Below are 26,974 nucleotides of genomic sequence, written 5' to 3'. Positions count from 1 at the left end.
AATTGGCCGTTAGACCCTAACTTTTATTTTAATAAACAACCTTATTTTTCCCTGTGGTTTTTGCTTTATATAAAGATTTATCTGCTAAGGCTATATTTTCTTCTAAAGTCCTGTTATTCATATCAAATCTTTTAACACCAATGCTAGCTGTTACTTTAATAATATTGCTATTATCAATTTTTATATCTAAAGCTTCAATATTTCTTCTAATTCCTTCAATAATATTAGTTAAATTACTATCATTTTCTTTTACTATAACAATAAATTCTTCTCCACCATACCTTCCAACTATATCATTTTCTCCAATAGAGTTTCTAATTGTCTCTGCTATCTCAATTAGAACCTTGTCTCCTGCAATATGCCCATAAACATCATTAATTTTTTTGAAATTATCAATATCCAGCATAGCAATATAATAGTCCTCATTAAAATATTTGGATTTATCCTTTAATTTATTTATTTTTTCAATGGCCTTGCGCCTATTAAAAATACCTGTTAAATCATCATAGTTTGCATTATATTTAACTCTTCTATATAAAGAAGCATTATCTAAAGCAATTGCAATATATGTAGACAATATTTTCAAATTAGTTAAATCTCTTAAATCAAATATATTTTTTTCATAATGTTGAACGCATATTACTCCTACTACATTATTCTTTATTATCATTGGTACCAACAATAAAGATTTAGTAATTTGAATACTTTTCCAATCCTTTACTTTACTAATATATTTTTGATATTCATCCACATTCTCAATATATCGATGATATTCATTTTCCATATCATTAATAATTAAACCTTCCTTATGTTTAATACTATAACTTGCAAAACCACCTTTATATACTTCTTTATTATTTAAAGTAATTACTTTATCTTCTTCAATTACTAATTGATACTGATAATTGTTTTTTTCTTCATTATAAACTATAATTTGAATAATATCATATTTTATAACATTTTTTATTTCCTTGGCAATTATCTTAAAAATATTATTTTTATTAAGACTTGATGTGATTTTTTGTCCAACTTCATAAATAAGCTTATTTTGCTCATATAATAATTTATAATTTTTTTCTACTATATCTTTTTTTTGTTCATCTAAAACACTGAAAATAGTAGCTGATTGTATTTCCGTTAGCTGCCTTTCAATCTCTGTAAGTTTTTCTAAACTTATATAAGCATTCTTATAATCTTCTAATCCTTTATAAGCTAAATTAAAATAATTATACATATGTTTCATACTGCACATAACTCTATCATCTAGTATTTTCTTTTCAATACTTTTAAGTCTTTCAATAGCCACTTTATATCTTTTATTAATTATATCTATTTCACTTAAATAAAGAATAGATTGACTTTTAAACTCATAAGCTTCAATTTTATCACAAAGTTCACAGCTTTCTAACAACATTTCTTCAGCTTCATTATATAAACCTTTTTTAATATATACTCTTGCTTTTTCAACAAGCCAATTTATTGTTGTGTTTGGATTTTTTAATGCATATTTTTCAATATAATAAATATAATAAAGTGCCTTCTCTAAGTTATTGATACTTTGCTCACATATAACTCTATTTAAATATATTGCAACTTTATTTACATCTGTACCAATCCATGGAGTACGTTCAATTTCTTCTAATATTTCTATAGCCTTTTTATACTCATCTATAGCCATATATATTCCAGCTAAATTTCCCTTAATAGCTATTAAAAATTCAGGCTCATTAACCTCATTTGCTAACTTTATTCCTTTAATTCCCCACTGAACTGCTGATGTATATTTATGCTGCATGCATTCACTTGCCATAAATCCATTAATAACTGCTAGCATACCTTTTTTTATATTATTTTCCTGAAAAATATTATATGATTCTCTAAATAATTTATCAGCCTTCTTAATTTGATCTTCTGCGATATATATTCTTCCCAATTTATATAAAACCCAAGAATATGCTTCCATTAAGCTATTTTTTTTAGTAAATTCAATTAATTCATATAGCATTTTCTTTGCCTCTTTATTGCTATAAAGATTAATTTTATTAATTATGTTGTTTATATATAATTCTCCTGCCTTTAATCGATCAAATTCTTCTCTAAAATACTTAGGCTCATTAACCATACATTCTTATTCTCCATTATTTAAAATTACTTTTCAATTTAATCCCACCATTGGTTGCTAATTCCACAAAACTTTTTACTCATATATTATACTACAAATGAATAATTATCAAAGTAATTTTTTAAATAATAAAATATTATTTAATATTGTTAACTTTATTAAGTAATATTAGTATATTTTTTACTATTCAAATTATTTTTCATTTATAATAAAAAGCAATAATTACTAAGTAAAACCTAATAATTATTGCTTGTAAATTACAACTTTTCTGTAAATTTTATAGATAACTTAATACTCTCTTTATCTATAAATACTTTTTTCATATTATGTATTGGCTGATCATAACTAGATGCCATTTCAACAATATACTCTAATTCTTCTTCACTTTCTATACCTATTTGTTTTGCCTTATATGGAAGATTTATATCCCTGCAAATATTTCTAACCTTATTTACTAAATCCCATTCTTTATTTTCTAATAACAATTGTACTATAGTTCCAAAAGCAACTTTCTCACCATGCATAAATCTATTATACTTAGAAGTACTTGTTAATGCATTAGCTATTGAATGTGCTGCAGCTAATGATCCATTTTCAAAACCAATACAACTTAAATAAATAATTGCCTCAATTACTTTTTCTAAAGCTTCATTTACCTCTTTATTTTCTACTGCCTGTATCGCTAAATATGCATTATTAATTATTGCCTCAAAACATTCTCTAGATAACACCCTAGCAGTTAATGAAATATCACTAAATCCATGCCTTTCTATATCACCTTCATATCCCGCTTCTGTTTCAAAATATGTTGAAAGTGCATCTCCAATACCAGCTTTTAATAGCCTTACTGGAGCATTTGCTATAATCTCAGTATCAACAATTATACCATAGGGATTATTATGCAAATTTATATATTCTTTAAAAGTCCCATCACTTTCATATAAAACAGATATTTTACTGCCTGGCCCATCAGTAGATGCTGCTGTTGGAACCATTATATATTTCATATCTCCATAATGCCCAACTGCTTTCGCTACATCTAAAACTTTTCCTCCACCAATACCTATTATCCACTTAATATTATTACTATTTGATTTCTTTATAATAGCATTAATATTTTCCATGCAACATTCACCTTTAAATATTTCTACTATGTAATTAACATTATACTCCTTAAATCCTTCAGTTACTTTATCTTGTATATTCGTATAAGAAAATTCATCCATAAGGATTAATACATTATCCTTCATTATTTGCTGAAAGTATGTAGCTATTTTATTAATTGCCCCTCTTTCTTGAATATAGTTATTTGGCATATTAATTTTCATCTTTTGACCATCCTCCCCATAAAATCCAATATTTTAATATCCATATTATACTATAAATATAAGATTTATTATATAAATTACAAAGAATAGAAATACTGCTTTAAAACTATAAAAAAATAGAAGTATTAAACTGCTAATACTCCTATTTTCATACTTCTACAAATTTTAAACTAATTAATTTGATTATTTATTTCTATTATGCATTTTTCTTTTCTCTATAAACTAATGAATATATTAATACTACAGCGAAACATACAACTGGTACTAAGAATGAAGAACGAATTGCTGCTTCAGCTCCTGTAAATGCTGGAGCTATTGATGCTAATGATCCTGTATCTATTAATTTACCCATGAATGGAGTTATTACTGCACCACCAAGTATAGCCATTATAAGTCCTGCAGCTCCAACTTTAACTTCTTCTCCTAAATCCTTAAGAGCTATACCATAAATAGTTGGGAACATTAATGACATACAAGCTGATATTGCAACTAAACACCATACTGATTGATTAGTAGGTAAATAGATAGTTCCTAAGCTACATAATATTCCACCTACAGCAAACACTGCCATCATTTTAGCTGGATCAAAATATTTCATAAGAGCTGTACATACCCATCTGCATGCTATAAATCCAACTATAGCAATTAAGTAATATTTAGAAGCTGCTGCTTCATCAAGTCCCATAGTAGTCATTACATATCCTATTGTCCAAGTCCAAACTGCTATTTGAACACCAACATAGAAGAATTGAGCTATAACTCCTAAAGCATAACGTGGTATTTTTATAAGTTTCTTTATTGAAGTTCCTATATTAAGAGCACCTGAATTATCTTTTTCAGAACTCTTATTTCTCTTAAAGAATACCCATATTACTAATGCAATAACAACTAATCCAACATATGGTACACATACCCATAATAATTCATTTGCTCTAATTGCACTTAGAGCTTCTGGAGTCATTGCTACACGCTCTTCATACGTTGCTGGATTTAAGTTACTTAATATAAAGAATTTAGCCATTAATATACCTGCTAGAGATCCTAATGGATTAAAAGCTTGTGCCATATTAAGACGACGAACGCTTGTCTCTTCAGGTCCAAGAGAGATGACATATGGATTGCAAGTAGTTTCAAGTATAGATAAACCACCTGCTAATACGAAAACAGAACCTAAGAATAAATTAAAGTTTTGTGTTATTGCTGCTGGAATATAACCTATAGCTCCTACTATATATAATCCAAGCCCTACTAAAACACCTTGTCTATATGAATATTTCTTTATTAAAATTGCTGCTGGTAATGCAAGTACTGCATATGACCCATAAAACGCAACTTGCGTAAGTGATGCATCTGCTGCTTCAAGCATAAATATTTTACCAAATGCAGGTACTAAATTATCAGTCATGTTATTTAATAATCCCCAAAGGATAAAACATGATACAAGCATTATAAAGTGAATTCTATATTTTTTAGGAATTACTTCCGTAGTGTTTACATCGTTTACACTAACACCTCTAACATCTTTTAGTTTACTTTCCATTCTCATCACCCTCACATCTCTCATCTAATAATATTTTTATTTTTCTACCCTATATCTTTTAAACCCAGGGTGCTTACCAGTTACCCCGTACCCTTTTCTCATACCTATTAATCTATTTACATTTTCTTTTGATATCTCTTTTTCTCCACCTAATAAATGAGCTGTTAAACTTATTTTAGCATATAATTCTAAAGTTTCCATCCTATAATAAGCATTTATTAAATCTGTACCTACAGTTAATGCTCCATGGTTTTCTAATAACATTACATCATGTTCTTTTAAATATGGTGCTATTGCATCTGGAACTTCATAAGTAGATGGTGTTCCATATGGTGTTACTGGTATAGATCCTATAGCTATTACAGTTTCTATCATAGTATATCTATCCATATCTAAGTGAGCCACTGCAAATCCTGTAGCTGTTGGTGGATGAGCATGTACTACTGCTCTTACATCTTCTCTTTCTTGATAACATCTTAAATGCATCTTTATTTCAGATGATGGCTTTGCACCTTCTTGACCTTCTAAAACTTCACCATTAGCATCAATACGAACTAACTTTTCTGGAGTAATGAAACTTTTACTTATTCCTGTTGGTGTTGCTAAAAATGTTCCATCATCTAATTTAACACTTACATTACCATCATTAGCTGCAACCCATCCTAATTGCCACATCTTATGACATACATCACAAATTTGCTCTCTTACTTCCATATAGCTTAAAGTTTTTACATTTTCCATTATTAATTCCTCCCATATAAGCAGATTTACTCTACTACTACTCCTTTTTGTAATATAATATTGGCATATAAGGCTTTTTCACCTGTTGCTATAATTGCATATGCCTTTTTTGCTTCATCATAAAATTTAAATCTTTCTATAGTTCCTACTGTTTCTGCTCCACGGCTATCATGTTTTCCTATTATTTCTTTATACGTATCCCAGATAGGTGTTTCAGTAGTATCACCTGTCATAACTTCCATTAAGTTTACAGGTTTTTCTACATAAGTATCTAACGGAAATACCTTTAATATTGCATCTAATAATTCTGGTACTCCATGTCCATCACAACGAATTACTATACTATTCTTTCCCATGCTTTCAGCTGGAAAATTTCCATCAGATAAGACTATTTGATCACTATGCCCCATTTCACATAGAACTTTTAATAATTCTGGAGACAAAATTTGTGGTATATTTTTTAGCATTTTACAACCTCCTTAGCTTGTATTATCTCTTTAAATCTATTAAACTGCTTGTCCCACTCTTCTTTATCTTGTGGTTCATAATAAGTAATTCCTTGAGAATTTCTAATGATACTACGTGCCTCTTCTAAACTTTCTATTTCATTTGAAGCCATTAATTGTATTGCAATATTTCCTAAAACAGTTGCCTCTACAGGCCCTGCTGATACCTTACACTTACAAGAATTAGCTGTCATCTGACATAATAATTTACTTTGGATTCCTCCACCTACCATATACATAGTAGGATATGTTTTACCTGCTGAGTCAATTATTTCTTCTAAGGCAACCCTATACTTTAATGCTAGACTTTCGTTTATACATCTAACAATTTCTCCTACAGTTTTAGGTGCTTTTTGATTAGTTTTTAAACAATATTCTCTAATTCTTTCTGGAATATTTCCTGCTGGTACAAAGATTGGGTCATCTGGATCTATGAAGCATTTAAAAGGCTCTGCTTCATTTGCCATTTTTTCTAATTCACTGAAATTATACTCTATGCCTTCTCTTTCCCATTGTCTCTTACTTTCTTGTATTAACCATAATCCTATAATATTTTTTAAGAAAGATGCCTTATCTCCATAAGCTCCTTCATTAGTTATATTATAAAAACTAGACTTTTCATCTATAATTGGCTCATCTAGCTCTGTTCCAAGTAATGACCATGTTCCACAGCTTAAGAATACAAAATCTTTTTCTTCTGCAGGTACTGACACTAATGCACATTGTGTATCATGTCCAGCTACTGCAATAACATCACAGCTATCTATTTCAAGTTCTTCTACTATTTCTTTTGATACTTGCCCTATTACAGTTCCACTAGGAACTATTTCAGTAAATATCTTTTTAGGTAACCCTAATGCTTCTATTACCTCATTAGACCAAACTCTATTTCTAGCATCAAAGATTTGAGTTGTTGATGCTATTGAGTTTTCTGAAACCTTTTTACCAGTTAATAAGTAATTAAATAAATCAGGCATTAGGAGCATCACATCTGCTCTTTCTAGCAGATGTGATCTTTTTTCTTTCAATGATAGTAATTGGAAAACTGTATTTAACTCCATAAATTGATTGCCTGTAATATTATAAAACCTATCCTTTGGTAATTTTTCAAAACTCTTTTCTATCATTCCGGCAGTTCTTCCATCTCTATAGTGAACTGGATTTTCTAATATATCACCATTTTCATCTAATAAAGCAAAGTCTACTCCCCATGTGTCTATGCCTATACTATCTATTTTCCCATATTGCTTTGCCTTTATTAATCCTTGCTTAATTTCAAAGAATAATCTAAGAACATCCCAATACATAGTTCCTCTCACTATAACAGGGTCATTTGAAAATCTATATACTTCTTTTATATCTATTTTATTACCATCGAATGCTCCAAGCATTGCTCTTCCACTTGAACCACCAAAGTCAAATGCTAGCACTTGCTTTTTTATATTTTTGTTTTCCATAATATCACCTAATTAATTTATTATTTATATAGTGGTCCATAAACTTGGCAAGCTCTATAATCTTGACCTTCCTTATCCATTCCAAAAGCATTCCATGCAGCTGGTCTAAATATCTTTTCTTCTGGTACATTGTGCATACTTACAGGAATTCTTAACATAGAACATAAAGTAATTATATCTGCACCTATATGTCCATAACTAATAGCTCCGTGGTTAGCTCCCCAGTTATTCATTACATCATAAGCTGATTTGAAAGCACCTTCTCCTGTTAATCTTGGAGCAAACCAAGTACAAGGCCAAGTATAGTCAGTTCTCTTCCATAGCTTATCTGATACTTCATGAGGAAGATTTACAGTATATCCTTCAACTAATTGAAGTACAGGTCCTACCCCTTTAACAAGGTTAATTCTACACATTGTAACTGGCATTTCTGCTTCTGTTAAGAATCTTGAAGAATATCCGCCACCTTTGAAGTATCCATTATTAGCTGGATTCCAAGTAGTTGCTTTTAAGATTGCTTCTCTGTCTTCCTCTGTTACATCATACCAAGGTTTAATTACTCCATTTCCATTTTCATCTTTAGCTTGTCCTGAACCATCTAAGCAAGATGCTCCTGAATTTATTAAATGTATAAATCCATCAGATTCTTTAGCTATACCTTCTAATTCATATCCTGTAGCCTTCTTAACTGCTTCTGGACTCCAGTAAGTACGAACATCTGAGAATATTTGAGCTGTATTAGTTAATAATTTACCAAATAACATACTTATACCATTTAATACATCATTTTCAGTAGCTAAAACATAAGGTTCTCTAGCTCCATCCCAGTCAAAAGATGTATTAAGTAATGCTTCTGGGAAATCACAGTTTGGATAAAAGTCTGTCCATTGTCTTTGACCTTGGAAACCTGCTGCAATTGCATTATGACCTAATTTTTCTTCTTCGCATCCAGCTGGTAAGTTTTTATTACCATTCATTAAATCCTTAATGATGCACATCATCTTAACAACGAATTCCCAATCTTCATCTTTTTGCTCTCTAGATTTTTGAACATGATCTGGATTAGTATCAAATCCTTCTGTACATTTTTCCTTAGTCCATTTAAGAGCTCTTTCATATTCTTCTGGATCATATATGCCTTCAGACATTCTTCTTATTATTTCTGTTTCATCAACTGATTCTACTCTCATTCCTAAGTATTCTTCTATAAATGATGAATCAATTATAGATCCTCCAATACCCATACATATAGAACCAATTTGTAAGTAAGATTTTCCTCTCATAGAAGCTGCTGCTACTGCTGCTCTACCAAATCTTAATAATTTTTCTTTAACATCTTCTGGTATTTCAGTTGCATCTGCATCTTGAACATCATGTCCATAAATACCGAATGCAGGTAAACCTTTTTGTGCATGAGTTGCTAAAACTGAAGCTAAATAAACAGCTCCTGGTCTTTCAGTTCCATTGAATCCCCATACTCCTTTAATAGTCATTGGATTCATATCCATAGTTTCTGATCCATAACACCAACATGGAGTTACTGTAAGAGTTATATCAACGCCTTCTCTTTTAAACTTTTCTTCACAAGCAGCTGACTCTGGAACTCTTCCAATTGTCGAATCAGCAATGACAACCTTTACACTCTCGCCATTAGAATATTTTAAATTTTCTTCAAATAGCTTTGCTGCTGATTTAGCCATATTCATTGTTTGTTCTTCTAATGAACCTCTAACATCTAAAACTCCTTTTCTTGCATCAATTGTTGGTCTTATACCTATAACTGGATAACCACCTATTAATCTACTCTTTGCCATATAAATCCTCTCCCATCTATCTTATCAATATTATCTTCTTAAATTTTTATTTCTTTTTTTGTTAACTTCTATGAGTTTATTATATTTCTTTTGTAAACCTTTTTCTTGTGCTATAATAGATTAAAAATATAACAATATTCACTTTTATTACAATTGGAGGTAATTTTATGAAATACTTTGATTTTAAAGAAGAAAAGGAACATGGAACCTTTGATTTTCCAATCGAGTTTTATCATGTTACTCAAGATCATCCTAGATATAATATGGACTTGCACTGGCATACTCAATGTGAAATTATAAGAGTTTTAGAAGGTGAATTTTCATTAATATTAGATGATGAAAAAATATTATCTAAGGCTGGAGATATTTTATTTATTCATGATGGTGTAGTTCATGGCGGAACTCCTGTTAATTGCGTTTATGAATGTATAGTATTTGATATGAATTTATTATTAAAGAAGAATATTACCTGTACAAAACTATTAAGTGATATTATTAATCATAATAAAATAATTGATGCTATTATTTCTGGACATAACGAACATATTGATATTTGGTGCAATTACTTATTTGAAGCAATAAATTCAAAAGAACCTGGCTTTGAACTTATTGTACAAGGCTCATTATATGCTTTATTAGGCATGATTTTAAGAAGTGGATTATATAAAACTAAAAGCTCATCTACAAAGAGAACTAACACCTCTTTACAGCAATTAAAAACAGTATTAACTTTATTAGAAGAAAAGTTTTCTGAACCTCTTACCCTTGAAGATTTATCAAAATCTGTTGGAATGACTCCAAAGTATTTCTGTAGATTTTTTCATCAAATGACTAATAAAACCCCTATTGAATATTTAAATTATTATAGAATTGACGTTGCCTGTGAGCTTATGTTAACTAAAGATATATGTATTACTGACGTTGCTCTTGATTGTGGATTTAATGATGTAAGCTACTTCATTAAAACTTTCAAAAAATATAAAGGAATAACTCCTAAACAATACATAAAGACATTTTTATCAAAAAGCATTTAAAACTTAAGTAATATAATTAAAGAAGCAATCTCCTAAAAATATTTTCGAGATTGCTTCTTTATAAGTGGTGGTTTAAAAAGTTTAACTTTAATTATTGTGGATTTGAAGCTACTTTTTAATTTACTCATTCTAAAAATGAAAAGGAATTTATTTTTTAAAATTAATTATTAACTTTTACGCACACTAATGATTTGAATAATTCAGCAATATCCTCAACTGATGTTTCTTTTGGATTTCCTGGTCTACAAGCATCTTCATATGCTGATTGAGATAAGAAAGGAATATCTTCTTCTTTAACTATTTCTGTTAAATCCTTTGGAATTCCTATATCTGATGAAAGCTTCTTAACTGCATCTATTGCAGCTTTTCTATATTCACTTTCATTCATATCTTCTACACCTTTAACGCCCATAGCTATCGCTATATACTTATACTTATCTCCTGTTACATCTGCATTATATTCCATTACAGTTGGTAAAATTATTGCATTTGCTATTCCATGTGGTGTATCATATAGAGCTCCTAAAGTATGAGCCATTGAGTGAACTATTCCTAGTCCTACGTTAGAGAATCCCATACCAGCTATATATTGTCCAAGAGCCATTCCTTCTCTTCCTTCTTTAGTGTTTTCTACTGCACCTCTTAAATTATTAGAAATTAATTCTATAGCTTTTAAATGGAACATATCAGACATTTCCCATGCCCCACCAGTTATGAATCCTTCTATTGCATGAGTTAATGCATCCATTCCAGTTGCAGCTGTAAGTCCTCTTGGCATACTTGCTGTCATTTCTGGGTCCACTATTGCAACTACTGGTATATCATTTGCATCTACACATACAAACTTCCTATTTTTCTCAATATCTGTTATAACATAGTTTATAGTAACCTCTGCTGCAGTACCTGCAGTTGTTGGTACTGCAATTATTGGTACACATTTATTTTTAGTTTCTGATAATCCCTCTAAGCTTCTAACATCTTCAAATTCCGGATTTTTTATTATTATACCTACAGCTTTTGCTGTATCTATAGATGAACCTCCACCAACTGCAATTATGTAATCTGCGCCTGATGCTTTAAATGCCTCTACTCCACTTTGTACATTTTCTATTGTTGGATTTGGCTTTATATCAGAATATACTTCATATGAAAGACTAGCTTCTTCTAATACATTAATTACTTTTTCTGTTACTCCAAATTTTATTAGATCTGGATCAGAACATAAAAAGGCCTTTTTCAAATTTCTCCCTTTAACCTCTGTAATTATTTCCTTTATTGCACCTGCTCCATGATAAGATGTTTCATTTAATACTATCTTATTTGCCATCCTCATATCCCCCTTAAACTTTATATTATAATATTATTATAACGTTTTCTTTTGGGGTTTTTATAGTAATTTGTTTTCTAAAAATATAACTATTTTCACCTTTTATTTTTTATCTTCTTTTTTTAATTATTACTTCCTACTTTTATTTTAACCTTTATTTATAAATCAATTATTTCTAGTTCTATTTTACCTAAATTATTATTAATATCCCAGCCAAATTTGCTACTCCTATATAATAAATCCACTATGCATAATATTAGCTACCTTACTTCTAAATAATTTAAGGCTTTAATAGACTAATTCCGCCTATTAAAGCCCTATTTTAATTGTAAACTTTATTTTGCTTTCTTCTGCTTATTTTATTCCATTCATGCTTTCTCTTTCTATAACCTATAATTCCAGTTAATCTACACCAAGAACAAATTTGTCTATATCCAAAACACTCTATTAAAGATAAAAGTATTAACTTTAAAATAGTCCATCTACTTGGTATATGATTAAACACATAGTTTTCTAACATTATAGACGTAAATGATATTACTACCCCATAGGCAATATAAAACATAAAAAATACAAATAGAAAATCTATACTTAATATTCCCGTAAAATATGATAAAATCACTATAACTATTCCTACTATATCTAATATGCATGATAATAATTCATATATTAAGAAATATAAGAAAGAAAATACCCCTACAAGTCCATATTTAGGATTTAATAATATATATTTGTGATTTATCAAACTAGTCATGAGACCTATATGCCAACGTCTTCTTTGATTCTTAAAATCCTTAAATTTCTCTGGTACTTGAGACCAACAAATTGCATCATATGCATATTTAATTTTATATGGAAGCTTATTTTTTCTATAGAACGAATGAAGCTTTACTACAAGATCCATATCTTCTCCTACAGTATTAGTATCATATCCTCCAATATTAAGTACGGAACTTTTTTTAAATAATCCAAATGCTCCAGAAATAATTAAATTCCCATTAAATCTATTAAACCAAACTCTTGTTGTTAAAAAGACTCTATAATATTCTATAAGCTGGAATATTACTAGTAATTTTTTAGGTGAAAATGTTTTTACAACCTCTCCTTTATCTAATATAACTTGATTAGCGACTTTTATATTTCCCCCAACAGCAACAGTTGTATAATCTTCCATAAATGGTCTTACTATATTGCTTAAAGAATCTCTCTGAAGTATTGAATCTGCATCAAGTGAAACAAATAATGGATATTTAGATATATTTATTCCCATATTAAGAGCATCTGCTTTTCCGCCATTTTTCTTTTTAACAAGTGTTATTTTTTTATTGTTAAATGTATATCCCTCATAAACACTTTCCTCTTTTTCACATTGAACAACTCTTCGAATTGGCCTTGCTATTTTTTTTAGATTAAATTTCTCAATAACAACCTTTGAAGTACTATCTTTTGATCCATCATCTATTACAATTATTTCATATTCAGAATAATCTAAATATGATAATGATTTTATACAATCAACTATAGTTTCCTCTTCATTATAGGCTGGAACTAAAATGGAAATCGGTATATAATTTTCACGACTCTTTATTGATATCTCATTTAAAAACTTTTTCTTTCTCCTACTATCGTAAAGCTCCAAAACTGACGAAATAGTAGATATAAAAAATATAACTGAGTATATAAATATATAGTACATAAAAAATATATTTAAATATTCAATAACTAACTTAAACATTATAAATTCCCTCTAAATCTCTAGATTTTTCTAGATACTCTTCATAACTTATTTTATTTTTCATAAACATAGCATAAAAAATAATATCTCTAGAGTACTTGTCTTCTTTTAAAAAAACCAAATCTATTACATCATCACCAAACTGTAATAAAGAAATTGCTGAATTATATCTTACATACCAGTTTTTATCAGTGACACTTACTAATAATGCATTCACACTATCTTCATTTTTATAACTAGCTAATGCCGTTGCACATACAGCCCTATATTCCCAGTCACCTCTCCTTAGAATCTCAATAATTACATCCTGAGCATATTTATGGATTACGGATGAAAAATACTTAATAATGCTTATTCTAATTTCCTTTTCAGCATTTTTCCCCTTTAATATATCTATTAAATTTTCTTTAACAAATTCAACTTTATTATTTTTATAATGTTCTATTATATTCTTTTTTAAATTGTTATTAAAAACATTAAAATTATTAAGTAATTCTTTATTTAATAGGTATGTATTTCCCTCAAATTGATTTAATATATCAATGAATACTTTATTATGTATGTAATAGTTCTTATCTGAAATATATTTAATTGCTTGAATAAAGTTTTTTTCATTACCTATTTTAGAAATAGCTTCAAGAGAAGCTACTCTTAAATATATTGAGTTAGTATTTAAGCATTCTATTAAGAAAGTATTAACTTCATAATTACTTAGTTTAAATTCACCTAATACAACTGCGCAAAAAGCTTTTATTGTTTCATCTTTTTTCTTATTCTTTTTTAAAAATGCCTCTATAAAATCTTCAAAGTTGCTACTATATATCCTAGTAAAATTATGATTTTCTCTATCCTTATTAAACTCAGTTATTGCATTAATAAATGAGTTTATATAATGCTTCTTTTTTAACTTATTCAATACATATTGAATATCAATTTTAGAAATTCCCTTATCTTCCTTAATACAATTTAACTGTTGCAAAACTACTTTCTTAAAAGTAGTATCTAGTTTTTTAACCTTTTTATTATAAATAATATCTATTTTATCTATTATTATCATATACACTATAGCTGATAAAATTATATATATGAAGAAGCTTAAAATTATATATATCTTCGCTACATTTTGCATTATATATTACCTTTCCTATTCTTTATTTAACTCTTCCTTCAAAATATAATATGACTCTTTTAATCTCTCATGGTACTTTGGTATAATCCAACTCTCTAAATCATATTCTTCACTTTTTAATCTTTTTATTATTAATCCATTCTCTTTTATAGTACATCCCACATTTAGATCTTTTATCTGTAATGGCTTAATATTAAACTCTTTATAGAAATCGTCTTTTATTTGCTTTGTAGAAGGATCCATAAAATTTAATAAAGCCCATGGTATTCTAATTTCAATATAATTATCTCCTATATAAAAATCTGAAACTGAGTTAAAATCTTCACTGCTCGGATTTGCATTTCCATATACTAATTTTCCTGTTTCATAGTTGATTTCATCTATAAAGCTATTTAGGCTCTCCACATAAGTTTTAGGGCTTACCTCCATAAATATTTTAGAAAATTCATCCATATCATACTTATGATTTATTAAATCTGGCCTTATTTTATTTAGCTTTTTATTCTTGTTAAATGTAAATTCATTATAATACTCATGAACATACACCCTAGAGTTTTCCTTTTCATTAATCTCTATAATAAAATCTATAGGTTTTTCAAATGTTAAATTAAATTGTGAGCTTTTTTCAACACCTGACTTTGGTGTTACATCTAAATCTATATATACTTCATTTTTTTCAAAATCAAAGTCATTTAATGATTTAATCATAAAGTATAAATATTTCTCATCACTTTTCATAGATAAAGTTATATTTTCATCTTCACTTATAACATCATTACTGCTCCACTCATCAATACTTTCATCCGGATAAGAAATACTTTTAGCTTCTCCTGGATCAAAAGCCATAACACCAAAACTTTGTGCATATGTTTGTGCATCACTCCAATAAGCTGACCTATCTAATATTTTACTATCTCTAGTATTCCAAGAAGATCTATTCCAACTATCTTGGAATTCAAAGATAAACCCACCTGCACAACTAGAAGCTTTAATATCTTTATAAGCTTGTACTAATAATTTTCCTTGCTCTTCTTCATTTACATATTCATTTCCTTCATTAAAACTATTAGCTACTCTAGATGAAGGTATTCCTAATTCACTTATTAAAACTGGAATAGTATGATAATCATTTATTTTCTCAAAATAATATTTTAAATCTCCTTGATATTCTTTTATCTCAGAATATGATGGAAATATATTATAAGAAACTACTATTCCTGTTTTTAAATTATTTTTATATTTTATATTTTCTATATCAATATACTTTTTAGCTGAATACTTATCTGTTGATAAGTTTGATATAACATTATCTTCATTAGGATTTTCTCTACTACTAACTATATGATATGATGATGATCCTATAAAGCTTATTAATCTTTGATTTTCATAAGTTTTCATTTCATAATTAGCTAGATAATCTCCCATTTGTGCTAAATATGATTCAAATGATGAAGAATCATTGTCTGTATAAATATACTCACCATTATAACTTTTATTTTCATTCATAATTTCTGTATATATTAAATCATCTTCTGCAAACTCTATTCCAACTGTATACCCAAGTACATATTCTGAAACACTTGTAGTATAGTTTTGTAATATATCAGGTTTATCATAGTTATATGGATTCCCATGTATCGAATCAACTATTAACTTTATATTATCCTTAAATATTGATTTTAAATTACTACTTTGAGGGTCATAGCCATCTTGTAAATAAGTTTCATCAAAATATATACCTTGCATTAAGTAAATTGGCTCTTCCTTATCTCTATTAAATTCTTCTAATGCTTTATAGAAATCATGTCCCATCAAATTAGGTACTCTTATACAATTTACTCCCATATCACTTATTAATGATATCCAACTCAAATATTCTTCATATGTTACTTTATTCTCACTTTCGTAAGCACCAGGTCTTGTTGATGTAAGATTAATACCTTTTATATATAACTTCTCCCATTTATCATTTTTAGTTATATATATATCTTTATCTATAACTTTAGTAAAATAAGAGTCAGTGCTTCGTAATTTATCTGATATAAATTCACTTATATGACTAGTAAGAAATATAAATATTATTGTAGAAATTATTAAAAACTTTTTCATTTTTATCTCCTATTAGCTCGCCCATTTGCTAAGACTGTCTATATTATCATCCATCCATTTTCCTCTATTAATTATAAATTCTTTCATCATTAATATCTCTTCTTCATATGATTTTGATCTATATTCAGTACTTTTTAATAATTTTTGATTTTTTTCTAAAAATTCTCTATAAGGTTCTATATTCAATGAATAAGATTGTGTTATATCTCCATTATCTTCAAATACTTCAGCCTGATTACACATTTCTATTGACCATTTATAAAAATTACGCTTTGGTGCATCTCCTAAAAGAGTCAATGCTTCATCAATCATTTCCATTAAGTAATTATCACTTAAATATGTTGTTCGTAGATACTTAAACCTATTTACAACCTGCTCACTAAAACTTTTATCTTCCATTAATCTATCAAACCATGGTCGATTAATCATGAAAAATGATGTATAGTCGTATGGTATCCCTATCTCCTCATTATGATTACCTAATGATTTATTAAAATCCCATATTGGACCTGCTTTTAATTTTCCTGCATAATCTTTATAGAAATATGTACTTAATAAACCTGCATCTGTATTTTTGAAAAATTCATTTATAATGTAGTAATCTACAAAAGAATCTACATCTATATACTTCCTATATCCATCTATTGGATCATTAAATTTATCTGAATATAATATTCTTTCAAATTCACTAATATATTTATTTATATATTCATACTTTCCTTCAGTAAGTTGTTTTTTAGGATATTCTATATTTAATCCATAAAAATCAATATAAGTTTGAACCCCATAACTATTTAATCCTATATCACTTTCTTTTACTCTATCCTTAGAGACAATAAAGCTTGTCTCGTTCATATTATCTTGAGATTTAGTAATTTCTACTCTATTTTCATCTCTCTTTATTTTTTCTATCATTAGATATACACCCTTATAATGTTCCTCTTTAATAGTCTTGCTGCCATCATCAATTACAAAAACTTCACAGAATCTTACATCAGGAGCATATTCCATTATATTTCTAGCTGTTTTATAAGCTATATAATTTCTCATTAAGGATTTATCAGAAAAAGGTCCATTTAATATCCAATCAGATCCCTTTTCCATATCTAATATCTTTTTACTCTTTTCTTCACCTTTACTATTTATAAACTCTAAGCTATATTGTTTTTTAGGATATTTAGATGTACTATTACCTCTTATGCTTATGTTAATCCTACTTTCTAAGCTAGGCTCTTCATTTAAAGTATTGTTATTACTATCATATACTTGCATATCAGCAGTTATATCTTCTTGTCTTTTTACTGAGTTCCCATTTGTATTTATTATAACTACAGGTAAGTTAAATGTAGTATTTTCTAAATTATATCCATAAAATTTATTAGATTCATTGTTTCCATTATCCCCATCTAACTCTTTAACGTCTCCTTTAAATTCTTTTAAAAGAGCACAAGATATTAACGTTAGAAAAATAAATACTAAGGCCATGAATCCCCTTAAGATATCTTTTTTCATAAAATCACCTAACCTATTGTTTCTCCATTTTGAGCAACAATATTAACTGTATTTACACCTTCTATTTTATATAAATCATCAACTATGTTTTTATCATCACTATTTTTAATTTTTATTTGATAAATTATTTCTATATTGTTTCCAATTGAATTCTTAGCTCTTAATTGACTTCCCTTAAAAGAATTAAATACACATCTCATAATATCTTCTTCCTTTTCTCTAAGTCCCCTAACTATAAGAATATATCTTTCTTCTTTTCCAAAACCACTAAAACTAAAAATAGATAATACAACAAATAAAAATAATGATCCAATAATTGATATCATATAATTTCCACTACCAACACTAATACCAATGGCTATACACCAGAATATATATCCTGTATCTCTTGGATCCTTAATTGCTGTTCTAAAACGAACTATAGATAATGCTCCAACCATACCTAGTGATAATGCTATATCACTACCAATTACAATCATAACCATAGTTGTAACAAGTGTTAACATAATTAAAGATACATTAAATTTTCTGTTATACATAACTCCACTAAAAGTAATTTTGTAAGTCCAAAATATTACCATTGATAGTAATAGGGCTATCCCCATCATTTCTAATGCATCAAATACAGTTGTACTTCCATTCTGTGATAATAAATATTCATATAATATTTCTTTCATTTTAATAAACCACCTTATAATATATAATTTTCATAAAATCTTCTTCCACTACAATATTTACTAATTGAATAATTAGTTGTATCTAAACCAACCAAAGCTTGAGAAATCCAGCAAAATAATTCACCATCAAATTTAACTTCCAACAATGCATTATAATAATCAAAAGCTGGTACCATTGTTACATCATCACTAAACATATTAAAATCAAATTCATTAGATCTTATATCACTATCTAATGTAACTCTTATATTGTTTTCTGTATGTATATAAGCTCTTCTATTATAATCAATTAAAACTACAGGCTGATACTGACCCATGGTCATAATATTATAAGCAGAATGTGCTATTTCATCATATTTTAAAAGAACACTATAGTCCTTATTTATCAAGCTTATAGCATCTTCTTTGCTTATAGTTGTAGTTTCTTTTATTTGACTTATATTTAGCTTTCTTTTTATTTCAAGCTTTACTTTAGTTGATTTAGTATCATATATTCTCAATCTAATTTTTTTTCTTACTTCTTCCCCACCAACTTTTGCATAATAGTCATCATTATTTATACTGTCAAAATATAGACTTCTAATTTTATATCCATATTTCCCATTGTTTTTGTCAGGAGTTAATATTTCATTGAATAATTTATTTACTCTATAATAGTCTATTTCTCCTATTGGGTACTTTAATTCCCTCCTATTTACAATCATTACTTTCACCCCCTTGGAATATAAGAAATTAATAATAAATCTATTTAAACATTTACATAATTAATAATGTATTTATTTTTAATTATGTAAATATTATTTTTTACTAAAAAAATACTCCTATCCTATTGATAAGAGTACCTTTAATATATTTAACAACTGTTATAAACTTAATAATACCTAAATTTATATTTTTAATTACACTTTAATCTTACTCTTATTTGCTCCTAAATTATTATACTTATAAAACTTTCATAAAATTTCAGCATTATTTTAATATTTTTAAAATATTATTTCAGATTTACTGTTATTTTTTGAATTTTATAATATATTTTGTCTAAAATTAGCTAACAATACTATATCATGCATGTACATATAAATCAATTACTTATATAGATATCTATTGTAAAATTTAATTTTATTGTATTAATTAAGTTAAATTTTATTTTATTCAAATTTATAGAATATAAGTTTATTTTTTTATTTTAAAACAAAAACTTACAAAAAGTACACAATATAACTTTCTGTAAGTTTTTTATAAATTAATATCTTTTATTATATGATAATTGAGTATTACTTTTTATACTTTCATCCCCCTAATTTCTTGATAAAGATAAGCTGCATAAGAATCTGTCATACCACAGATAAAATCTGTTACTAATAATAATCTTGAATATTCTTCACTACATTCTCTTTGATCTATATTATTTTCACAAACAAATCTATAATTCTTAGAAATTAAAGAATACAACTTGCCATCATACCCCTTATAAGGTTTAACATCTTTATTTAAAGTAGCAGGTATAAATATATCTAGTAAGCTATGAATTATATTATACCCTACAATTTCATTAGCAACTATTCTTTCATTAGTATAAACATACTCTTTAGATATATTTCTCAAAAACATAGATATATTTTTAGCCTTTGAATTTCCTATTAAATCACCTTGATAAACTCCATCCATTATTTCATCATAAGAATCAAGAAACTCCTCTATAACTGAATCTTTTAAATATCTATTTAGCTTTATTACAAATGATTTTAAAGCATATTCTCCTGGATCCTCATACCCATACTCCTCTTTTGCTATATCATAATTTTTTGATAAATAAAACGATAAGCTTTCCTCTAAAGTTTTCTCTTCATAACCTTCTTCTTTAATGAAATCTTCATACTTTGCTTTAAAAACATCATGAGATATTATATTTTTATTAAAAGAATCTTCTAAATCTCCTAATAGATATGCTATATCATCAGCTGCTTCTAAAATATATACCAATGGATTTCTACTACCCCATATGTTAGTTTCATCTGCAATTTCTTTAAAAACTGCACTTTCTGATTTATAATATCCCATTTTATTTAATTTACTTTTTTCTAATTCAATTGATGAAATAGGATATTTTATAACTGAACTCAATACTCCAGTTGTTAAATTCATCCCAAATCTATCAATAACAAAATGAAGCTTTGTCAAAATTCTTAAACCTTGTGCATTACCTTCAAAATTTAATAAATCTAAAGCTTCTTGTTTATCTAAGTTAAATGTGTATTTATCATAACTAAAAGTATAAGTATTATCATCATTTTTAGATAATTTTTCTTCAAACCACTCTCTAATAGCAACTTCTCCAAAATGACCAAACGGAGGATTCCCCAAATCATGTATAAGTCCTGCACATGCTAAAACATTGCTCATTTCTTCTACCATTACAGCAGTTACTTTATCATCAGATTTTGCTGTAATGTCAATTAATTTATATCCAATGCTTATAGCAAGAGATTTTGCAATTGAAGATACTTCTAATGAATGAGTTAATCTTGTTCTAACAAAGTCTAACTTTTCTAAAGGAAATACCTGTGCTTTATCTTGAAGTCTTCTAAATGATGCACTAAATAAAATTCTATCATAATCATTTTCAAATTCATCTCTGCAATCTAAATTCCTTTTAGTACCTTTATAATCTCTAATACGATTTTTATTTAATATTTGTTTCCATGTAAATCTAGCCATAACTAAACTTTCCTTTTCACTATTTAATTATTCCATAGATTTAATTTCAACTATTTTTAATATTTTTATTCTCACTTTTTATACTTTTCTTATTCTAAACATAGATAAACTAAAACTAAATAATAATACAGATATAGCTATCATATAAAAAACATATTGATATATTGAGCTTAAACTACCATATACCTGTAAATTTTCTATACATTTATATATCCATCTCTGAGGCATTAAGCTTCCTATTTTTTGCAAGTAACCGGGCATAATTTCAAAATCCCAAAATACTCCTGATATCATACAAGTTGGTATAACTATTAATATATTAATAGTGCTAGCAATATATCTATTCCTACTAAAACTAACAATACATAAATTCAAAGATATAGCTACTAAATTAAGTAATAGCATAACTAATAAAAAGTTATTAGTATTATTCATACCAAAATCCAAATTTAATAACTTGCAAAGAACATAATATATAAGGCTACTTATAGAAGATACTAAATAAAATACTATAAGCAAAGCCATATAATACTTATGTTGCTTTATACCACTAACTAAAACCCTTGATTTAGTATTATGTTCTTCATCTTCAATTAAAAAATTAGCTATAGCAGCCCCACTTATTAATATCATCATTATAACTATTCCTATAGAGTTTTCTATAACAGGCTTACTTTCTTCAACTTCACTTAGGTTATATTCAAGTAAATTATTTTTATAAGCTTCATTTTTTTCTTTAAAGGTATCTATATTTTTATTACTTACTTTAGCTATTAAACTTAAATTATTTACTTTTGATTTTATAATAGATACTAAGGTTTCCTTAACATCACTATTAGAAATTGATTTTATAGTAATTTTACTCTCTTCTAAATTTAATAAATTATCACTGAAATTATCTTCAATTATAATTGCTATCTGTATCTGATGAGATGCAAGTAAAATTTCATAATTATCTTTACTTATATCTGTTATGTCTACATCTTCTATAGCATTTATAACATCTATTATCTCTTTTGAAATATAGCTATTATCTTTATCAATTATTCCAACCTTATAATTCATATCCTTGCCAAAAGCAAAGCTAAAAAATACAATTACAATTGCAGGAGCTATTATTCCCATAACAATGAAACTCCTTTTCTTAAGTAATAATTTTGTAGTATTCATCATCACTCTAAACAATATTATCACCAACTCTCATGTTACTGCTAACAATACATATAACTAATAATATTAAAGATAATTCTAAGGATAAAACTATTGATACTGTTGAGTAATTAGTTGTAATTCCAGAGCTTAAACTTAATAATGATATATTTGCCCAATAAGTTGGAGTAATCTGACATAGCATATTAGTCACTTCATTTGCCCTTATTAGAGATATTGGAACATATGCTCCACCTAAAAAACCTAAAACTATTAATAAGGTATTGATTACACTTGATGCTGCTTTATTATCTTTAAAAATAAAACTAATAGTAACTCCTAAAATAGAACTAAAAATTATTAAAGATATTAAAACCATTAACATTATTACTAGATTTTCTCCCCAATTAATATTTAGAAAAACGTTGCTAACAAAATAAACTATAATTATTTGAATTATACCTACTGTTATCCCTAAAGTTATCTTTGATAATATGATACTAAAATTATTTACTTTAGATATTTTTAGTCTAGATAGTGTATTTTCAACTCTTTCATTATAAGCTGATACACTAGTTATTTGAGATATATACAATATAATTAATACAAGCTCTGCAAATGTATAATAAGTAAATGAATTTATTCCATTACTACTTATCCCCTCTTCCTTTACTATTGTGTTACTTACTTCTTTTACTATATCATTTAAAATATTAGGATTTTCACTTACCACACTATCTATCAAAGCATATCTATCTAGATATTGATTAAAAACACTTTTAAATATTTTTTGAGCTGTACTTTCCTTATCTTTATTTCTATAAAAGTCATATTTATCTTCATATATATTTATAAAAGCAAGACCTTGAAAGCTATTTACATTACTTTCAGCTTCATTATCATCTAATACTTCTTCAAATTCTATTTTCATATTACTTTCACAGTTTTCTTTAAAACTATTAAACACTTGTAAGTATCTATTATCTTTATTTATATTATTAACTTTAAAATATACTTTTTCATTTTCAAATATATTATGATCAACATTCATAAGACCATTTAATGAAAATCCCATCACAACTATAAGAACTATTGGGAATATAAACATTGTAGCTACATTAGATTTATTTCTAAAAAAATGTAAGACTTCTTTTTTAATTAAACTAATTAATATCATATTTAACCTCAGTTACATCAATCCCTTAATTGCTTTCCTGTTAATGTTAAAAACACCTTTTCTAATGTAGGCATTTCACTTTCTATACTTTCTATAATTCCACTATTATTAGATATTGTATTTATAATGTTTTGAAGTATATATACTTCTTGAGAATAGCAACATTTAATTTCTTTATCATGTGTTTCTACCTTTTGAATTCCATCAATTTTAATTATTTGCTTTTTTATATCATGAACCTCTTTTTTCAGATGTATAGTACATATATTTTGACTAACTATACTTGATTTTAAATATTCTTTAGTGCCTCTTGCTATTATTTTTCCACCATCCATAATAGAAATGTTATTGCACAACTCTTCTATTTCTTCCATGTAGTGAGATGTATAGATTATAGTAGCTCCCTCTTCATTTAACTTTTTTACTGATTCTAAAATATGATTTCTTGATTGAGGATCTATTCCAACAGTTGGCTCATCCATTATTATTAATTTGGGACTATGTGCTATTGCACAAGCCATATTTAATCTTCTTTTCATTCCTCCTGAAAATTCACTAGATTTTTTATTTTCAACATCTAAAAGTCCAACAAATTCTAGTGCTTTATTAACTCTTTCCCTTAGCTCCTTCCCCTTATATCCATATAAGGAGCAAAAAAATGATACATTTTCTCTTGCTGTAAAATCATGATATATAGCAATATCTTGTGGCAATAGCCCAATATTTCTTTTATATTTATTTATATTTGTTTCTTTTTCTTCAAATAGTATTTTTCCTGATGTCATTTTTTCAAGGCCAGATATAATCTTTATTAAGGTACTTTTACCTGCACCATTAGGTCCTAATAGTCCATATATTTCGCCTGTATCTATTGATAAATTTATACCCTTTATTGCTTCAAAATCATTATATTTTTTATATAAATTTTCAATTTGAAGTATATACATAATATATCTCCTAAAGCCTTGTATTTATTTCCTTTATACTTACTGACTTAGCAAAGGCTTTTCTAATACAATTATTTTCACATTCAATACTTTCACAATTTAAGCAAGGATTATTATCCTTTATAAGCTTCTTAGCTCCATAAAAATTACCTGCTGCAACTCTCCTATTTATATCTCTTATAGGAATATTATATTTACATACTCTTTCACATGATGGCTTATCACAAAATTGACACTTTAATGCTAATTTAGCCAATGTATCTTCCTCTTCATTTTTACCTATTTTTATTTCTTCATATTTAAATGGCTTATTAACTATATTTACGTAATTTTTCATATCATCCTTATACTCAAACTCTTCTAGTCCTAATTCTCTAAGTATAAGATTAGCAGCACTTATTCCTGATATAGTAACTGCAGGTGTTCCAGTTCCCATAACCGTTGATTCTCCACAATTAAAAAGATTATTTATCTCACTCTTAGTCTTTAATCTTTTTAACATATGTTGACCAAGCTTTTGTTTAGGCCCCGCCACACTTCCTCCTTCTTTTAATACATATCTATTTAAAGTAGTAGGAGTACTAATTTCTACATGACATATGTTTTCTTTAAATCCTGGAAATCTTTTTTCTAAAACCTCTAATACTCTATTTTCCTCTACAGCTTTCATCTCTCTATATTTTTCAGTATTATAGTCATTCTTAAATCCCTTTGGCCATTCCTTGAAAGTAGGACCTATTGCCATAATAGTATGATAGCCATCTTTACAAAGAGTTTTATCATCTATACTTAAAATGTAAACAGTTATTTCATCCTCATCTAACTTAGTTTTATCACCAATTAACATTTCAATTGGTAATGTGCCTTTAGGAATTGCTTCCTCTTTTACAAGTGCAAATAAAACTACAGATGGATATGATGGTTCTAGTGAATTTGCCCACTCCTTACTTTCTTCCCTTATACTATTTTTTAATAACTTATTATATAAATTCCACACAGTCCCTGAATTAACTATATATTTAGCACTTAATGTAGTGCCATTATCTAATTTAACCTTAGTTGCTTTATTATCTTCTACTATTATTCTTTCTACTTCAGTGTTATAAAGCATATCGCCATTATTTTCTTCTATTACTTTTTCTAGCTTTCCAACTAAGTTTAATGTTGAACCAGCAGGGTAGTAGCTTCCTCCAAAATGATTGTCTACAAACATTACTGAAGAAAGTATTGCAGGCGTTTCCTTAACATTTGTATAGCAATATGTAGATGTTAATTTATCAAATAAATCAAATACATCTTCATTTTTAAAGTACTTTCTTAATATACTTTCAGTATTTTTATTCATATACCCTAAGAATCTTATATACTCAATTGGATGTCTTAAAAAAGATTGCAATCCTTGTTCCTTTTTCATTGCATCTGGTGATATGAAGTTTGGATGTTCTGCAATTATTTTCATATATTGTTTTGATAAATCTGCATAAAATTTTTTAAAATTTTCTTTTTCCTTTGGAAATACTTTTGCTAACTCTTCTACAAACATATATATATCTTGATAAAAGACTATTCTATGCTCTCCAAAGTTAATAGCATAAAGTTCATCATGTTTTATTATATCTATCGGCTCTTCTAATGCATTAAAAACAAATCTATGTGGACTAAATCCCCTTTCATTAAATCCATATATCATTGCTGCTCCTTGCTCAAATACCACATCTTTTCTTTTGAATATTCCACAAGAACCTCCTGGCTTATATTGAGCTTCTACTACACATACTTTTAAGTTTCGTTTTGCTAACAAAGAAGCTGCCGTAAGACCTGATATTCCTGAACCTATTACAATAACATCATAATTCATATATCCTCACATTAATTATCTATAAAAAGATTATTTCTCTATAAACTTTATTCTTTAAAATAAAAAAATATTAATATTTACATAAATAATCTTA

The 26,974-nt window shown here is 27.3% G+C and carries 20 protein-coding genes; 1 reads left to right on the top strand and 19 read right to left on the bottom strand.

Features of this window, described 5'->3' with window-relative positions; genetic code table 11:
• Positions 1 to 28 precede the first annotated feature (28 nt).
• From I4V51_RS11340 to I4V51_RS11310, 7 genes are all read right to left on the bottom strand, one after another.
• The gene (locus I4V51_RS11340; RefSeq protein WP_195988545.1) at positions 29 to 2,122 is read right to left on the bottom strand and encodes a sensor domain-containing diguanylate cyclase; all 2,094 of its coding nucleotides are present in this window, start codon (positions 2,120 to 2,122) and stop codon (positions 29 to 31) included.
• A 257-nt stretch (positions 2,123 to 2,379) separates the two neighbouring features.
• Positions 2,380 to 3,450: a glycerol dehydrogenase gene (locus I4V51_RS11335; protein ID WP_195988544.1), complete on the bottom strand. Its 1,071-nt coding sequence runs from the start codon at positions 3,448 to 3,450 to the stop codon at positions 2,380 to 2,382.
• A 196-nt stretch (positions 3,451 to 3,646) separates the two neighbouring features.
• Positions 3,647 to 4,990 (bottom strand): L-fucose:H+ symporter permease, encoded by a 1,344-nt coding sequence (fucP, locus tag I4V51_RS11330; RefSeq protein WP_195988543.1) that lies wholly within the window; start codon positions 4,988 to 4,990, stop codon positions 3,647 to 3,649.
• A 36-nt stretch (positions 4,991 to 5,026) separates the two neighbouring features.
• Entirely contained in the window at positions 5,027 to 5,731 is a 705-nt protein-coding gene (locus I4V51_RS11325; protein WP_195988542.1) for a class II aldolase/adducin family protein, read from the bottom strand.
• 26 nt (positions 5,732 to 5,757) lie between these two features.
• Complete coding sequence (locus I4V51_RS11320) at positions 5,758 to 6,198, bottom strand: RbsD/FucU domain-containing protein (RefSeq protein ID WP_195988541.1); 441 nt, start codon at positions 6,196 to 6,198, stop codon at positions 5,758 to 5,760.
• Complete coding sequence (locus tag I4V51_RS11315; RefSeq protein ID WP_195988540.1) at positions 6,192 to 7,694, bottom strand: rhamnulokinase family protein; 1,503 nt, start codon at positions 7,692 to 7,694, stop codon at positions 6,192 to 6,194. The genes I4V51_RS11320 and I4V51_RS11315 overlap by 7 nt, the downstream gene beginning before the upstream one ends.
• 20 nt (positions 7,695 to 7,714) lie before the next feature.
• Complete coding sequence (locus I4V51_RS11310) at positions 7,715 to 9,508, bottom strand: L-fucose isomerase (RefSeq protein WP_195988539.1); 1,794 nt, start codon at positions 9,506 to 9,508, stop codon at positions 7,715 to 7,717.
• Positions 9,509 to 9,675: 167 nt separating this feature from the next.
• On the opposite strand from I4V51_RS11310, the gene I4V51_RS11305 reads away from it, so the two are divergent.
• On the top strand, positions 9,676 to 10,542 hold the full coding sequence (locus I4V51_RS11305; protein WP_195988538.1) for an AraC family transcriptional regulator: 867 nt from the start codon (positions 9,676 to 9,678) through the stop codon (positions 10,540 to 10,542).
• Positions 10,543 to 10,702: 160 nt separating this feature from the next.
• Here I4V51_RS11305 and fucO read toward each other — a convergent pair whose 3' ends face one another.
• From fucO to I4V51_RS11245, 12 genes are all read right to left on the bottom strand, one after another.
• Positions 10,703 to 11,869, bottom strand: a complete 1,167-nt coding sequence (fucO, locus tag I4V51_RS11300; RefSeq protein WP_195988537.1) for a lactaldehyde reductase — start codon at positions 11,867 to 11,869, stop codon at positions 10,703 to 10,705.
• A 322-nt stretch (positions 11,870 to 12,191) separates the two neighbouring features.
• A complete protein-coding gene (locus I4V51_RS11295) occupies positions 12,192 to 13,604 on the bottom strand; it encodes a glycosyltransferase (RefSeq protein ID WP_195988536.1) in 1,413 nt (470 codons plus the stop codon).
• On the bottom strand, positions 13,597 to 14,733 hold the full coding sequence (locus I4V51_RS11290) for a HEAT repeat domain-containing protein (RefSeq protein WP_195988535.1): 1,137 nt from the start codon (positions 14,731 to 14,733) through the stop codon (positions 13,597 to 13,599). Before I4V51_RS11290 ends, I4V51_RS11295 begins: the two co-directional genes overlap by 8 nt.
• A 15-nt stretch (positions 14,734 to 14,748) precedes the next feature.
• Positions 14,749 to 16,842, bottom strand: coding sequence for a hypothetical protein (locus tag I4V51_RS11285; protein WP_195988534.1), 2,094 nt, complete (start codon positions 16,840 to 16,842; stop codon positions 14,749 to 14,751).
• A 12-nt stretch (positions 16,843 to 16,854) separates the two neighbouring features.
• The gene (locus tag I4V51_RS11280; RefSeq protein WP_195988533.1) at positions 16,855 to 18,354 is read right to left on the bottom strand and encodes a CotH kinase family protein; all 1,500 of its coding nucleotides are present in this window, start codon (positions 18,352 to 18,354) and stop codon (positions 16,855 to 16,857) included.
• A gap of 8 nt (positions 18,355 to 18,362) precedes the next feature.
• Positions 18,363 to 19,031: a DUF4956 domain-containing protein gene (locus I4V51_RS11275; RefSeq protein WP_195988532.1), complete on the bottom strand. Its 669-nt coding sequence runs from the start codon at positions 19,029 to 19,031 to the stop codon at positions 18,363 to 18,365.
• Positions 19,032 to 19,045: 14 nt separating this feature from the next.
• Complete coding sequence (locus tag I4V51_RS11270) at positions 19,046 to 19,735, bottom strand: polyphosphate polymerase domain-containing protein (RefSeq protein WP_195988531.1); 690 nt, start codon at positions 19,733 to 19,735, stop codon at positions 19,046 to 19,048.
• A 577-nt stretch (positions 19,736 to 20,312) separates the two neighbouring features.
• Complete coding sequence (locus tag I4V51_RS11265; protein ID WP_195988530.1) at positions 20,313 to 21,749, bottom strand: deoxyguanosinetriphosphate triphosphohydrolase; 1,437 nt, start codon at positions 21,747 to 21,749, stop codon at positions 20,313 to 20,315.
• Positions 21,750 to 21,827: 78 nt separating this feature from the next.
• Complete coding sequence (locus I4V51_RS11260) at positions 21,828 to 22,919, bottom strand: ABC transporter permease (protein WP_279325452.1); 1,092 nt, start codon at positions 22,917 to 22,919, stop codon at positions 21,828 to 21,830.
• Positions 22,920 to 22,926: 7 nt separating this feature from the next.
• Complete coding sequence (locus I4V51_RS11255; protein WP_195988528.1) at positions 22,927 to 24,075, bottom strand: ABC transporter permease; 1,149 nt, start codon at positions 24,073 to 24,075, stop codon at positions 22,927 to 22,929.
• Between the two features lie 17 nt (positions 24,076 to 24,092).
• Positions 24,093 to 25,022 (bottom strand): ABC transporter ATP-binding protein, encoded by a 930-nt coding sequence (locus tag I4V51_RS11250; protein WP_195988527.1) that lies wholly within the window; start codon positions 25,020 to 25,022, stop codon positions 24,093 to 24,095.
• Positions 25,023 to 25,032: 10 nt separating this feature from the next.
• On the bottom strand, positions 25,033 to 26,880 hold the full coding sequence (locus tag I4V51_RS11245) for an NAD(P)/FAD-dependent oxidoreductase (protein WP_195988526.1): 1,848 nt from the start codon (positions 26,878 to 26,880) through the stop codon (positions 25,033 to 25,035).
• Positions 26,881 to 26,974: the final 94 nt, after the last annotated feature.

This window comes from Clostridium sp. D53t1_180928_C8, from assembly GCF_015667795.1.
GTDB lineage: Bacteria > Bacillota > Clostridia > Clostridiales > Clostridiaceae > Clostridium.
This window is presented reverse-complemented; position numbering and strand designations above follow the sequence as displayed.

What these genes read in the sequence shown, in the direction of transcription:
- I4V51_RS11340 (WP_195988545.1), bottom strand. Translation starts at nt 2,122, where the DNA reads ATGGTTAATGAGCCTAAGTATTTTAGAGAAGAATTTGATCGATTAAAG.
- I4V51_RS11335 (WP_195988544.1), bottom strand. Translation starts at nt 3,450, where the DNA reads ATGAAAATTAATATGCCAAATAACTATATTCAAGAAAGAGGGGCAATT.
- fucP (WP_195988543.1), bottom strand. Translation starts at nt 4,990, where the DNA reads ATGGAAAGTAAACTAAAAGATGTTAGAGGTGTTAGTGTAAACGATGTA.
- I4V51_RS11325 (WP_195988542.1), bottom strand. Translation starts at nt 5,731, where the DNA reads ATGGAAAATGTAAAAACTTTAAGCTATATGGAAGTAAGAGAGCAAATT.
- I4V51_RS11320 (WP_195988541.1), bottom strand. Translation starts at nt 6,198, where the DNA reads ATGCTAAAAAATATACCACAAATTTTGTCTCCAGAATTATTAAAAGTT.
- I4V51_RS11315 (WP_195988540.1), bottom strand. Translation starts at nt 7,694, where the DNA reads ATGGAAAACAAAAATATAAAAAAGCAAGTGCTAGCATTTGACTTTGGT.
- I4V51_RS11310 (WP_195988539.1), bottom strand. Translation starts at nt 9,508, where the DNA reads ATGGCAAAGAGTAGATTAATAGGTGGTTATCCAGTTATAGGTATAAGA.
- I4V51_RS11305 (WP_195988538.1), top strand. Translation starts at nt 9,676, where the DNA reads ATGAAATACTTTGATTTTAAAGAAGAAAAGGAACATGGAACCTTTGAT.
- fucO (WP_195988537.1), bottom strand. Translation starts at nt 11,869, where the DNA reads ATGGCAAATAAGATAGTATTAAATGAAACATCTTATCATGGAGCAGGT.
- I4V51_RS11295 (WP_195988536.1), bottom strand. Translation starts at nt 13,604, where the DNA reads ATGTTTAAGTTAGTTATTGAATATTTAAATATATTTTTTATGTACTAT.
- I4V51_RS11290 (WP_195988535.1), bottom strand. Translation starts at nt 14,733, where the DNA reads ATGCAAAATGTAGCGAAGATATATATAATTTTAAGCTTCTTCATATAT.
- I4V51_RS11285 (WP_195988534.1), bottom strand. Translation starts at nt 16,842, where the DNA reads ATGAAAAAGTTTTTAATAATTTCTACAATAATATTTATATTTCTTACT.
- I4V51_RS11280 (WP_195988533.1), bottom strand. Translation starts at nt 18,354, where the DNA reads ATGAAAAAAGATATCTTAAGGGGATTCATGGCCTTAGTATTTATTTTT.
- I4V51_RS11275 (WP_195988532.1), bottom strand. Translation starts at nt 19,031, where the DNA reads ATGAAAGAAATATTATATGAATATTTATTATCACAGAATGGAAGTACA.
- I4V51_RS11270 (WP_195988531.1), bottom strand. Translation starts at nt 19,735, where the DNA reads ATGATTGTAAATAGGAGGGAATTAAAGTACCCAATAGGAGAAATAGAC.
- I4V51_RS11265 (WP_195988530.1), bottom strand. Translation starts at nt 21,749, where the DNA reads ATGGCTAGATTTACATGGAAACAAATATTAAATAAAAATCGTATTAGA.
- I4V51_RS11260 (WP_279325452.1), bottom strand. Translation starts at nt 22,919, where the DNA reads ATGAATACTACAAAATTATTACTTAAGAAAAGGAGTTTCATTGTTATG.
- I4V51_RS11255 (WP_195988528.1), bottom strand. Translation starts at nt 24,075, where the DNA reads ATGATATTAATTAGTTTAATTAAAAAAGAAGTCTTACATTTTTTTAGA.
- I4V51_RS11250 (WP_195988527.1), bottom strand. Translation starts at nt 25,022, where the DNA reads ATGTATATACTTCAAATTGAAAATTTATATAAAAAATATAATGATTTT.
- I4V51_RS11245 (WP_195988526.1), bottom strand. Translation starts at nt 26,880, where the DNA reads ATGAATTATGATGTTATTGTAATAGGTTCAGGAATATCAGGTCTTACG.